We start from the raw sequence: 13,600 nt of genomic DNA on the forward strand, positions 1-13,600 counted from the left end.
ATTTTGCTTGACTCTTTGCTATTTAGGAGAGTCAGTATATAAACGGCATTGCCTGACGCATCCAGGAAATATTGTTTTTTGCTTATATTTTCATCAACATTCAAGTCAGATTTTGCAGGAGTAAGAAGTAGTATGTCAAAATCAGAAGATATCACCCAAATATTAAATGCTCCATATTCTATTCAGTATCAAAATATTGATGAATTAAAGACTCTTATCCAAAATGAAAAATCAGTCTTTATCCAAATTGTTGGGCAAGAAGGGGATCGCAATCCCGATTTGACAGTATTTTCCTCTGAAATCATTGAAGAAATTCGTATTCGATTTTCTGGAAAACGCTCACCATTACAAGAATGGCTTAAATCCTTGCGTAATATTCCTGCTGAAGAAAGAAAAAATGCAGGGGCAATTATTAATGAACTTAAGTCTGAAATCGAAGCTTATTTGAAAACTTTTTTAGATAATTTTCGACTTGCTGCAGAAACAAAAAAACTAGAAACTCAAACAGAAGACATTACGTTACCTTTTCCAAAACTAAATTTAGGAACGAGACATCCAATATCAGTTGTAATGCGCGACTTACTAGAACCTTTTCAAAGAATGGGTTTTTCAGTCGTTGATGGTCCAGAAATAGATACCAATTTCTATAATTTTGATGCTCTGAATGTTGTTAAAGATCATCCTGCGCGAGAAATGCAAGACACTTTTTTCTTGGCGAGCGAGTGGGTACTTAGAACTCACACAAGTAATGTGCAAAGCCACGCTATGATGGAAAGAAAATTGCCTCTGAAAATAGTTTGTCCTGGATGCGTCTATCGGAACGAATATGACATGACTCATCTCCCAAGTTTTAGACAAATAGAGTGTCTTGTTGTGGATAAGGGAATTCACTTAGGCCATTTAAAACATACTGTAAATGAAATGTTGAATGCTGCTTTTGGGAGACCTGTGAAATTACGTTTTCGGTCTAGTTATTTTCCTTTTACAGAACCTAGTGCTGAAGTTGATGTCCAATGCCAACAATGCCTTGGAAAAGGTTGTCGGAGTTGTAAATATGTGGGTTGGTCAGAAATAGGTGGTTGTGGATTAGTAAACAGAAAAGTACTTGAAAGCTGTGGCATTGATACCTCAATTTATAGTGGATTTGCATTAGGTTTTGGTATCGATCGGATGGCGAAAGATAGATTCGCAATAGCAGATCTACGTTCCATGTTAGATGGAGATATTTCGTTTCTAAATTCGTTTACTTTATCATAATCCCATTTACAAAGGTAACAAAAATGCTCGCTAGTCTAAAATTCATAGAAAGATTTATTACTCTTCCTAAAGTAACACAAAAATATAATATCAATGGAAAATCAATAGACATTCAAACATATGACCTTCCTAAAATAACTCCCAATTTAACGAAACAAGGCTTTGAAATTGATAGTATTATCAAAAAAGGAGAAGGCCTTGAAACAGTTGTTATTGGGAAAATTGAAAAAACAGAATCCCATCCAAACGCTAGTAAATTACAGATATGTCAAGTAAATATTGGAGACAAAGAATACAAACAAATTGTTTGTGGTGCAAAAAATGCACGAGAAGGTTTATATGTTGCTGTGGCGCTTCCATCAACAATCTTACCAAATAACATAGAAATTAAATGTTCTAAAATTCGTGAAGTAGAAAGTAATGGTATGCTGTGTTCAAGAGAAGAGCTTGGACTACCAGTAATTAAAGAACTTGATGGCGATGGTATTTGGGAAATATCTGAAGATCAGCAAGGCGGTAAGCCTCAAGACTATCTAAATGAATATTTAGGCTTCCCAATATTTGAAGTGTTAGAAATTTCAGATACTTTATTAGAAATTAGTGTCACACCTAATAGACCAGATATGTTATTTCATGCCGGAGTTGCAAGAGAAATAGCGGCTGCTTTTGAGAATTTAAATATCCCTTATACAAGAAATACCTCTGACAAATATTCCATTAAAAACTCTATCAAACCTGAAACAGTTAAAAATGATGCTATAAAAAATATAGAATTAAAATGTGGTCATATCAGTTTTTCCGCAGAAAACTCTATTCATACTCCTGCATTTTTTATGCTAGTTGACTCAGTGCAAGTTAAACCGAGCCCAGCTTGGTTAAGAAATTTACTAGAAAATCTTGGTCAAAACTCTATAAATAACATAGTCGATATTTCAAATTATTTATTACTTGCATTTGGGCAACCTAGTCATGCATTTGATTTAGAAAAATTACACTCAAAAAATCCTAATGAAAAGAAGATTTATTTAAGGCAAGCTATAGAAAATGAAAAATTTACTGGATTAGATGGAAAAGAAAGAACATTAGACCCTAGTGACCAAGTTATAAGTGATATAGAAACAACTCAAGGTTTACTTGGAGTTTTAGGCGGAGAATTTTCCAAAGTAACAAAAGATACAAAAAAAATAGTGATTGAATTTGCCAATCCTCATTCCGTAGCTGTTAGAAGATCTTCAAGAAGACATGCTAGACAAACTGAAGCAAGTTTCATGTTTGAAAAAGGAATTGATGCCGCTGAAAGATTTTTTGCCGCAGCAGAATATTTTGCTCTAATGGAAAATTTACAAAATATTAAACCAATTTATTGTGGAACAGTTCATTCTCACGATAAAAATAAAAAATCTGAAATAAAAACTGAATTTCCTATTAATAAAATTAATTTTTTATCGACTGCACAAGAAAAAATTCTAGGTGCAAATATTATACCTTTTGAGAAACAATTAAAAATACTTTCTTCCCTTGGCTTTGAGCTAAGCAATGTAACGGAAAAATCAGCTTTAATTAACGTCCCCACTTGGAGAAGTTTAGATATTGATGGACAAGCTGATCTAGTCGAAGAATTTATAAGAATAGAAGGAATTGATTTAGTACCAGCAACTCCGATGGTAACATTAACGAATGTTAATTATGATGATAATCAATTCAAACACTTTGAAAAACTAAGTTCACGTTGTACCTCTTTAGGATATAGTGAAGTTATTAGTTTACATTTTATGCGGTCTGATGAACACAAAAAATTAAAACTAGAAACCATAAATTCGTTAGGTGAACCTGTTGCTTTATTGAATCCAATAATAGGTGATGAACCCTTTCTACATACAACACTGATTCCAGATCTTCTTAGAAAAATTGCGAAGAATTTAAGCTACGGCAATAACAGTGGACAACTATTTCATATTTGTCGCACATTTCAAAACCGTGATATTGAAGGAAACAGAATCTTTGAACAAAATAATTTGGAAGAATTTATAACTACAGAACTAAAAAATACAAATATTCCGCATAGCGAATACCATTTTAAAGAAGGTTTTGCTTATACAAAAGAAAAAACTCAACTTGGAAGACCAGTTGAAACTCCAAGATTAGCTGGAGTAGTATTTGGCAATAGAATAGAAAAAAATTGGCAAAATACTTCTGCTATAAAATGGACTTTACATGACATTATTGCACACGTTTCATCCCTACTAAGTTGTATGGAATGTGAGCCTTCTGTCATTAGAATAACTGATGATAAAAATAAAGAATCTGAAGATTTAAAATTTCACCCTTTTGCTGCTGCATTACACCCAGGAAGAAGGGTGGGTATATATTTAAAGTCACAAAATAATGAATTTGTTTCTGTTGGTTGGTGCGGAGAACTGCACCCACAAACAATGCGCAACTATGAAATAGATGTTCCTTGTCTTGCGTTTGAAATAAATGTTTCTTTATTAATAAAACAATTAAATGCACCAAAAACTTTTATTAAGCGAACAGCATTAACTCAAAAATTTCCTACAGTTTCTAGAGATTTTGCTTTTCTAATTAATGAAGATATAACAGCAAAAGAAATTCAAGATAAAGTTAGAAGCTCATTAGAAAATCTTCTTTCTAATGAAACACCTGCAATATTTCAAGATTTAAATATTTTTGATATTTATAGGGGTAAAGGTGTCCCAGAAGATAAAAAATCTATAGCTTTTAATATTCAATTAATTCCAACGGAAAGAACTTTTACTGAAAAGGATATTCAAAAAATATCAAATACAGTTATACAAGTACTTAGTTCTGAATTTAAAGCCGAATTAAGAGGATAAATTTCTAAAATATTTATTGTTTAAAATTTGACGAGTTTCTTTTTATTTTATTTTGAATTATTCTTTATATAAAAGATTAAAAGCAAAAAAGAAAGAAACTCAAGTGATTTTTAAAACTAAAGTCTTTATAAATGAATATTTAAAAAAAATTGCCAAACTATCAATTCTTTTTTCCTACTTACCATATTCTTTACGTTCCATGTAATTTGGAGCAAACACATTCCAATTGCAGACATAGAAGCTTATTATTGGGATTGGTCCAGAGATTTATCTCTAGGATACTATGATCATCCAGGAGCAGTTGCTTGGTTTTGTAGATTAGGAACTTATCTTACAAATGATATAAGTAATTTAAGATTTTTCGTCCCAATTTTTAGTTTATTCACAAATATGTTTTTAATTTTATCATATAAATAATTGTGTAAAATAGTTTTAAAAGTTATTAAAATAAATGAATTTTCAACTAAAGAGGAATTCCACAAAATTAATATTGTAAAAGGAATCTAAAATTTGCCTGACAATAAAATGGAAGTGATTGATAACTTTTAATTGGTTAAATATTTTTGAAAATTTTTTATTCTTTTAAAAAACTAGTTCCATAAATTCTGCCTCTTTTCAAAGTAAAATTTATTGACAATATTTAAATTTAGAATTATTCTAAATTTATAATAGTTATATAGATGGCCATCTTAAAACTATTTGAAAGGCTACTAACTCATAATTAGTTATAAATGCCTTTTATATATAGATATTTTATATGGATATTTTAATCAAATATTTTTTAATAATAGCAGAATTATAAGGATGTAGTTTGCTGTTAAACATAGTAAACATTACATGGAGATCTTTATATTATGAAAAAAATATTATTAACATCTTTATCACTATGTATTTTTCAATTTAAAGCTTTTGCAGAATATAAAACTAGAGTCATTATTGGAAATGGAACATCAGCGCAAGTATTTCGCAGAACTGCATCAATTGATAACTGGAAAACAATTGTCATAGGAGGAAATGGCTTATGGGATAATTTTAAAGAACATAAAATGGGTCAAACAGCCCATATCCTACATTTACCAGGTCAAATAATACCTGCCTTTATAAATGCTGATGGCAAAAATAATCTGACCGGATTTCTTGATTCTAGCACTTATCAATTTGAACTTAACAAGTTATCTCAACAAAATAACTATAGAGATAATGCAATTGTTTATTCAGAATACTTAGTTAAAAATATTTCAAGAAATGGAAAAAAAGTGATTGTCAATGCTAGTAGCAAAAACATGGATCATATTTCAATTCAAGCTGATGAAGTTATTTTAACAACAGGCATTCCTCCACAAAGAAATCTGTCTAATTTAATTCAAGATGCACATAAAAAATCGAACAATCTTGGTTTTGTCCAAATTCAAGAGGCTGTAGAATACTTAAGTAAAGAAAGCAAGTATTATACAACTGAACCTTTAACTGTAGCATTGTATGGAGGTAGTGCAACTGCTGCTTGGGTTGCCGATGTAATTGATGAACGCCAGCCTCTTAAATTTTATTGGTTTGCGCGCCCTGGTAAACCAGGTGAAGACAAATTTAAAGAAGCAGCTGTAGCAGGTGATCGAAATTATCTTATATTAAAAAAAACTGAAGCCATCAGACAAATCAAAGATGTAGAATCAATTATTTATATGTCTGAAGGAGATCTTGATGATAAAGGTAATAAATTATCAAAACCAAAAGTAAAAATTAATTTTAATGAAAACTTTGGAAAAGAATCAATCTTTGTAGATCAACTTATTTATGCTTTAGGCGGTGATCCTAATAGTAAAGAAGGTATAAAAAACATCTTATCTGAAAATCTTAACAATGAACTTATACCAATTCGCGATAATCAATATGTAATTGTTGATTATAATTCCCCTAAAAAGGAAACTTATGGTTTAGGATGGACTACTTCAGATGGAATGGTAAAAATTATAGGAACAGCCGCATATAATTTTTCAAGTAGAAATGGCATACATTCGGTTCAACCTCCAATGGAGACATTGCCTACAAATGGGCAAGTACCTCATGGAATTGCTGTTGCAGCTTCAACAATTTCAGCCTTAAATAATTATATTCCAATTATCCAAGATAGAAATGGAAAAATACATTATTCAATGGTGAATATAAATACTGCAAATAGCAACCAATTAGCTTCTTTTATTGCAATTTACTACCAAGATCTTAAAGAAAAATTTGCAAATTTAGCTGTTGAAAAAATCATTGCAGCAAGATCTAATGCAAGTAAAGCATTTGGTATTTCAGATACTGAGTTTAATGAAATTATAAATTATATAAGATTTTTGCAAAAAGAAACTCTAGATGTAAAATAACTACTTTCTAATTCATTTCATTTAAAACCAATTAAAGTCTTTCATGATTTTAATTGGATAAATACTTTTGAAAAAATTTTAATTCTTTATCTAAAACTTTTACTATACTTTCGGCTTTTTTAAATCCATGCCCTTCTCCTGAAAATATATAAACCTCATGATAGATATTATTTTCTTTTAATGCAGTTGCTATCTTTTCGGTTTGTTTAACATTTACAACAGGATCCTTATCACCATGAAAGAAAATAATCGGTGTTTTAATTTCATTTGCAGAATTTATTGGAGAACGATTAAAGTATAATTCTTTATCAGTGAGAATTGATCCACCAATTAAAGATTGATCATAGTATGCTTCAAATTTATGAATATGTTCAGTCATAGCAATTAAATCAGCAATCCCATAAGTACAAGAAGCACAAAGAAATTTATTATTTTTAACTAATGTAGATAGAAGAGTATATCCACCTGATGAACTTCCTGCTAAAATTACTTTGTCTTTATTTACTAAATTTTTTTGAATCAAATATTTAACTGCATCCAAACAATCTTCTACATCTTTAATACCCCATTTTCCTTTTAATTCTTCGCGATAAGATCTACCAAATCCCGTGCTACCTCGATAATTAACCTCTAAATAAGCAAAGCCCCTACTAGTATAATATTGAATTTTTGGATTCATCAAGCAATCAACATTTGCTGTTGGACCTCCATGAATTTTAACAATCAATGGTGGAAGATTATTTTCATCCTTTAAATATTCAGGATTAAAAGGAGGATAATAAAATGCATAAACAGATTTATTATCTCGAGCTGTAAATTCAATTTCTTTTGGCTCTGAAATATAATTAGAAGGAAAGGAATCATCTAAAGATTTTCTCAAAATCTTAAATTTAAATGGTTCTTTTATATTTGAAGAAACAACTGCTAGAGCTAATAAACTATTTCCAGCAAACATAACAAACTGATTATTATCTGCAGCAATATTATAAATTGTAGATAAATTATTATTAATTTCAACAAATCCATTATTTTTTAAATATATTTTTCCTGTTTTCCACATTCCGTTGTCACAAAAAGTAACAATTAAAATATCCTCTTGCAGAAAGGAAAAAGTTCTAGTTCCTGAAATCCACATAGGTCTTCCAAAATCACTCTTTTTTTCTAAGATAATTTCGAAAGAATCATTAACTATTTTATATATGTTCCAGTAATTATTTCCATCAAATGTAACAAAAAGTTCATTTTTGGGACTCCATATTGGCTGGTAACATGCGCCTACTGAAGAATTTAAGATTTTTTTGCTATTAGTTATTATATTTTCAGAAGAAATATCAGCAACAAAAAGTTCATTATTATCCCACGGCATATTGGGATGATTCCATTGCAACCAACAAAGTTTTTTTCCGTCAGGACTTACAGAAGGATTGCTATAAAAATCACTACCCGTGAATAATACTTCAGTTTCCTTCGTTACTAAATTTATTCTTACAATTTCTGTTGGAGGAAATTGATTTTGCGTAGAATCATTTTTTCTCAGACAATATAAAAATTTTCTCTTACTATCTAAAGAAAAATCCGCAAATCTTCCTTCAAAAGGGAACGTAACAGGATTGATTTCTTTAGTGTTTAAATTTTTATGATAAACCATTCCATCTTTACTATTTGCAAAATAAAGTTGATTCTCTTTTACAAGAAAAGCTCCGCCACCATAACCATGCACCATAGTACCGACTGAAAATTCAGGCGGTGTTTCATCTTGGATTGAACCATCCGGATGCATAGATACAATAACATTTCTTCCCTTTTCGTCGGGTCTTGATTCTCCCCAGTAAACGACGCCATTGTCTATAAATAAATCGGTAAATGAGATTGATTTACTCGCTAAATCTTTTGCCTGAAAAGGGGAATTCCAAAATCCGTAGTCATTTTTATTGAAGCTTTCTTTCATTTTTGCGACCTGTATCTATAAAATAAAATATGTCATGATATTAAAAGAATTCAAATTCTATACCAGAAAGTGAATGTCTCTTTTCTTAGGTTTAGTTTTAAAGGATATCGTGTGAAAAACAAAATAATTTTAATAAGTATTATCGTTCTAGCTTTTTTACTAGCTAGATATCTTAATATAACTACTAACAGCGAAGAAGAGATAAAAGCCTTTAGCTTTTTTAAAGATCAGATTGATAGTTTAAAATCTCTTTATTTACAAAATAAAATTATTTTTATTATCTTCTTATCTATTATTTTTTATTTACTAAATATAGCATTTATACCTTTCATTGGCCCCTTTTTTGTTTTATTAGGCGGAGCTTTGTTAGGACCAGTTATCACAACTATATTATTTTCTTTTTTGGTCTCTATTTCCTACACTTCATCTTTTTTAATAGTTAGAACAATTTTTATTAAAATTCATTTATTAAAAAAGTTTAATAAAAAATTTGAATATATAGTTAAAGGATTTGAAAAGGATGGTTGGGTTTATTTATTATCAGTTAGGTTAGCCGCTGTTATACCAGCTATTGCTATTAATATAGGTATGGGACTTACCCGAATTCCTACAAAACATTTTTATTTTGCAACACAAGTAGGTACTTTACCTATAATAGTTGTTTACTCTTATGCAGGAAGTCAAATTCAGCAATTTAAAAGCTTTAATGATCTTATTACCCCTGACTTTCTTCTTATTATGCTATTCATTGCAATTTCTCCAATTGTTTTAAAACTCATAAGTGAATTAATTTTAAAAAAACACCCATCTACAAAAAAAAAGATTGACAAGTAACAATTTTGAGTGCAATTATAATCCAATTTTTGGCTAAATGGTGAGGCCTCGCATTTAGTCGTCAATTTAATTCCTAAAATTATGTTTAATGGAGAAATATTTATGCAGGCATCTTTATTATTAGAAGATGGCTCCTATTTTCATGGCCAAAGTATTGGATTTCCAATGGAAACCAGCGGAGAAATCGTTTTTAATACTGCTATGACTGGATATGAAGAAGTTTTGTCTGACCCTTCGTATTTAGGACAAATTGTTCTTTTTACTAATAGTTATATTGGAAATACAGGCATTACTCTCGATGATTTAGAATCAAAACATATGTATGCAGAAGCATTAATTTGCAAGAATATTCCTGCTTATGCTGACAATTATCGTTCAAAAAAATCCTTGCATGAATTTTTATATAATCAAAAAAAGTCTGCCATTTTTGATCTTGATACCAGATTATTAGTGCAAAAAATTCGAGATTCAGGCTGCCTTTATGGAATCATTTCAACTACAGATAATGACATCATTTCTTTGAAAGAAAAATTGAAACATACCCAGAAAAAAAACTTAGCAAATACTGTTTCTATTTATAGCAAAACAGAAAATAATCACTGCATTACTACAAAAGATCAAGAAAAAAAATACAAAGTAGCTGTTTTTGATTTTGGAATAAAACAAGGAATTCTTGAATGTTTATCTAATTTAGGATGCGATATCTCGCTTATCCAATACCCTTTTTCTATTGAAGCTTTAGATGCCATCCAACCGGATGGCATTTTTTTTAGCAATGGTTCAGGAGACCCAAATATTTTAGCAAGTGAAACAAGTATTTTAGAAAACATGCAAAAAATCTTAATAAAATATCCTTGCTTTGGTATTTGCCTTGGACATCAATTGATTGGTCTGAGTTTTGGAGCAAAAATTAACAAGCTAAACAATGGACATCATGCTATAAATCACCCAGTAAAATCATTTCTTACAGTACCTCATAAGGTCATGATAACTTCACAAAATCATAATTTTGTAGTTGATATCGAAAACATAAAAAACGAATTTGAAATAACTCATCTCCATTTAAACGATAATACTCTGGCAGGAATGAAGCATAAATTTTTGCCAATTTATTCAGTTCAATTTCATCCTGAAGCAAATCCTGGCCCAAGAGATGCAGAAGAAATATTTCTATACTTTATTGAATTGATGAATACTTTTAAAAAAGAGAAAAATAATGCCTAAAAATTTAGACCTTAAAAAAATATTGATTATAGGTTCAGGTCCAATTCAAATTGGACAGGGCTGTGAATTTGATTATTCTGGAACACAAGCTTGTCTTGCATTAAAAGCTGAAGGTTATCAAATTATTTTAATAAATTCTAATCCAGCTACGATTATGACAGATAAAGAAACAGCTGATAAAATTTATATTGAGCCTATAACAATAGAATACGTTTCGAAAATAATTCAAGATGAACTTCCTGACGCAATCCTTCCTACAATGGGTGGTCAAGTTGCTTTAAATTTATTTATGGAACTTACTGAAAAAGGTATTTTGTCTAAATATAATGTAAAAAATATTGGAGTTGATCCTCATACCGTTTCTTTAGCTGAAGATAGAAAACTATTTAAAAATCTAGTTTTAGAATTAGGGTATGATGTAGTAAAAGGTGATCTTGTTCAAAATAAAGAAGAAGCAATAAAACTAGCTGGAATATTAAATTTCCCGCTAATTATTCGTGCCTCATTTACTTTAGGAGGTACAGGGGGCGGAATTGCTTATAATCACACGCAATTTCTGCAATTAATTGAAGCCGCATTTTCAGCAAGTGCTAATCATGAAATTTTAATCGAAGAGTCTATTATTGGTTGGAAAGAATATGAATTAGAAGTTATGCGTGATTGCAATGGAAATTTTGCCGTAATATGTGGTATAGAAAATATCAATCCAATGGGAGTCCACACCGGTGACTCTATTACTATAGCTCCATGCGTGACTTTAACTGATAAAGAATATCAATTTTTAAGGAACACAGCAAAAGATATTTTTGAAAAAATTGGAATGAAAACCGGTGGAGCTAATATTCAATTTGCAATTCATCCTGACACTGGAAGAGTTGTCGTGATTGAAATGAACCCAAGAGTGTCTCGTAGCTCGGCGTTGGTTTCAAAAGCTACCGGTTACCCTATAGCAAGAATTTCTGCTAAATTAGCTGTTGGTATTACGTTAGATGAAATAAAAAATGAAATTACGAAATCGACTAGCGCTGCATTTGAACCCGCAATTGATTATGTCGTGGTAAAAATACCAAGATGGGATTTTGAAAAATATAAAGACGCTGATCCAACTTTAGGAATTCAAATGAAATCAGTTGGAGAAGTTATTGCATTTGGGCGTTGCTTCAAAGATGCATTTCAAAAAGCTTGGCGTTCTTTAGAACAAAATATTGATGGCTGGCAAAGCTCAAAGTCTATTTATTCAGAAAATCAGATAAAAAAATTGCTTTCAAATGCGACCCCTAGTTTATTTAGTTATATTAAAGATGCTTTTTATTTAAAAATCTCTATTGATGAAATTTATAATTTAACAAAAATCAGCAAATGGTTTTTATATGAGTTAAAAGAATTGTTTGATTGTGAGCAAGAAATAATTCGCGCAAATATTCCTCTAGAATATTCAACTCTTTTTAAAGCTAAAAGATATGGTTTTAGTAATCAACAAATATCTGAATTAAAAAATTTAGCTGTCGATGAGATAGAACGTTATTTAATGAATTATGAAATAAAACCTACTTTTAAAATGGTTGATACTTGCGCCGGAGAATTTGAAGCCCAAACGCCCTATTACTTTAAAACTTATGAATCATTTAATGAGAATAAAGTATCTAAAAATAAAAAAATAGTTATTTTAGGAAGCGGCCCTAATCGTATTGGCCAAGGAGTAGAATTTGATTATTCCTGTGTCCATGCCGTAAAAGCAGTACAGGAATTAGGTTATGAAGCCATTTTAATAAACTCTAATCCGGAAACGGTAAGTACTGATTTTTATATCTCTGATAAATTATATATGGAACCATTAACTAATGAAGATGTTCTAGATATTTTGCAAGCAGAAAATCCTGCTGGCGTATTAATTCAATTTGGCGGGCAAAGCCCATTAAAATTAGCAAAAAAAATTGAAAAATCTGGATTTAAAATTCTTGGCACATCATTTAAATCAATAGAGTTAGCTGAAGATAGAAAACTTTTTGGTTCTATTTTACAAAAAAATAAAATTGCTGCTCCAAAATTTAGTACCGCTTTGACAAAAGAAGATGCAATTAAAATTGCTGATGAAATTAAATATCCCGTATTAATTCGCCCTTCCTTTGTTCTTGGTGGGCGTGGAATGGCAATTGTATATACAGAAAAAGAATTGATTGAATATTTTGATCAAGCTCTTGATTTAGATCCTTCAAAACCAGTTTTAATTGATAAATATCTTAACGGTGCAATTGAATTTGATATAGACTTATTATGTGATGGAAAAGACATATTTATCCCTGAAATTATGGAGCACATTGAGGAAGCCGGTATTCATTCTGGAGATAGCAGCTGCATTATTCCGCCCCTGCATGTCAATGCAGAACTTCGTTCGAAAATATTTGAAACCTCTAAAATTCTTGCCCTTGAATTAGCTGTAATAGGGTTGATGAATATACAATTTGCTCTTTATACCGAAGAATTATATGTTTTAGAAGTAAACCCAAGAAGTTCAAGATCAATCCCATTTCTATCCAAAGCAACAGGTATTTCAATGGCAAATCTTGGTACTAAAATTTGCTTAGGAATGGATATAATAAATTTAACACAAAATATTAAATTTAATTCGCATGAGAAATACTCCTTAAAAGTACCAGTATTCCCTTTTCATAAATTCCCATCTTTTACTCCTAAACTTGGGCCAGAAATGCGTTCTATTGGAGAAGTGATGGTTCAAGCAAATACTTTAGGTGAATTATATGCTAAAGGCTTTATTGCCGCCGGATATAATTTAAATTTAAGCGGAGAAATTTTAAATTGCACAAAAGATATTTATTTTAAAGTTCTTGAAAACGAACTCGCTATTAATACAAAATTTACCTCAAAAATAATTCATTTAAATAAAAATTCTGATAAAAATAATGTAATAGAAATGATAAAAAATAACAAGATAGCTATTCTTCTAATTTCACTAAAAGATAGTGAAAATTTAGATCTTGAATTCATTCCCCAATTATTAAAAGTTGCAGTTCAATATAAAGTTCCAATTGCTTCAACTACTCGTTCAACTTATTCAGCTCTAAAAGCTTTATTATTTTTAAATGAGGGAATGTAAC

At 30.2% G+C, this 13,600-nt stretch carries 7 protein-coding genes; 6 read left to right on the forward strand and 1 reads right to left on the reverse strand.

Annotation, left to right across the window (positions count from 1 at the left end):
- Positions 1–132: 132 nt before the first annotated feature.
- The 3 genes from pheS to QEJ31_RS04555 all read left to right on the forward strand — a co-directional run bounded on the left by pheS (position 133) and on the right by QEJ31_RS04555 (position 6,478).
- Positions 133–1,257, forward strand: a complete 1,125-nt coding sequence (pheS, locus tag QEJ31_RS04545; RefSeq protein ID WP_280592592.1) for a phenylalanine--tRNA ligase subunit alpha — start codon at positions 133–135, stop codon at positions 1,255–1,257.
- Between the two features lie 23 nt (positions 1,258–1,280).
- Complete coding sequence (gene pheT / locus QEJ31_RS04550) at positions 1,281–4,112, forward strand: phenylalanine--tRNA ligase subunit beta (protein WP_280592593.1); 2,832 nt, start codon at positions 1,281–1,283, stop codon at positions 4,110–4,112.
- A gap of 854 nt (positions 4,113–4,966) precedes the next feature.
- On the forward strand, positions 4,967–6,478 hold the full coding sequence (locus QEJ31_RS04555) for a hypothetical protein (protein ID WP_280592594.1): 1,512 nt from the start codon (positions 4,967–4,969) through the stop codon (positions 6,476–6,478).
- A gap of 49 nt (positions 6,479–6,527) precedes the next feature.
- Here QEJ31_RS04555 and QEJ31_RS04560 read toward each other — a convergent pair whose 3' ends face one another.
- A complete protein-coding gene (locus tag QEJ31_RS04560) occupies positions 6,528–8,426 on the reverse strand; it encodes a prolyl oligopeptidase family serine peptidase (protein WP_280592595.1) in 1,899 nt (632 codons plus the stop codon).
- A 111-nt stretch (positions 8,427–8,537) separates the two neighbouring features.
- Here QEJ31_RS04560 and QEJ31_RS04565 point away from each other — a divergent pair, with 111 nt between their 5' ends.
- The 3 genes from QEJ31_RS04565 to carB all read left to right on the forward strand — a co-directional run bounded on the left by QEJ31_RS04565 (position 8,538) and on the right by carB (position 13,599).
- Positions 8,538–9,260, forward strand: coding sequence for a VTT domain-containing protein (locus QEJ31_RS04565; RefSeq protein WP_280592596.1), 723 nt, complete (start codon positions 8,538–8,540; stop codon positions 9,258–9,260).
- A 102-nt stretch (positions 9,261–9,362) separates the two neighbouring features.
- Complete coding sequence (carA, locus tag QEJ31_RS04570) at positions 9,363–10,484, forward strand: glutamine-hydrolyzing carbamoyl-phosphate synthase small subunit (RefSeq protein WP_280592597.1); 1,122 nt, start codon at positions 9,363–9,365, stop codon at positions 10,482–10,484.
- The gene (gene carB, locus QEJ31_RS04575) at positions 10,477–13,599 is read left to right on the forward strand and encodes a carbamoyl-phosphate synthase large subunit (protein ID WP_280592598.1); all 3,123 of its coding nucleotides are present in this window, start codon (positions 10,477–10,479) and stop codon (positions 13,597–13,599) included. The genes carA and carB overlap by 8 nt, the downstream gene beginning before the upstream one ends.
- The last annotated feature ends 1 nt before the right edge of the window (position 13,600 follow it).

The organism is Pigmentibacter sp. JX0631, from assembly GCF_029873255.1.
Taxonomy (GTDB): domain Bacteria; phylum Bdellovibrionota_B; class Oligoflexia; order Silvanigrellales; family Silvanigrellaceae; genus Silvanigrella.

Coding starts and splice junctions, on each gene's coding strand:
- pheS (WP_280592592.1), top strand. CDS start 133: ATGTCAAAATCAGAAGATATCACCCAAATATTAAATGCTCCATATTCT.
- pheT (WP_280592593.1), top strand. CDS start 1,281: ATGCTCGCTAGTCTAAAATTCATAGAAAGATTTATTACTCTTCCTAAA.
- QEJ31_RS04555 (WP_280592594.1), top strand. CDS start 4,967: ATGAAAAAAATATTATTAACATCTTTATCACTATGTATTTTTCAATTT.
- QEJ31_RS04560 (WP_280592595.1), bottom strand. CDS start 8,426: ATGAAAGAAAGCTTCAATAAAAATGACTACGGATTTTGGAATTCCCCT.
- carA (WP_280592597.1), top strand. CDS start 9,363: ATGCAGGCATCTTTATTATTAGAAGATGGCTCCTATTTTCATGGCCAA.
- carB (WP_280592598.1), top strand. CDS start 10,477: ATGCCTAAAAATTTAGACCTTAAAAAAATATTGATTATAGGTTCAGGT.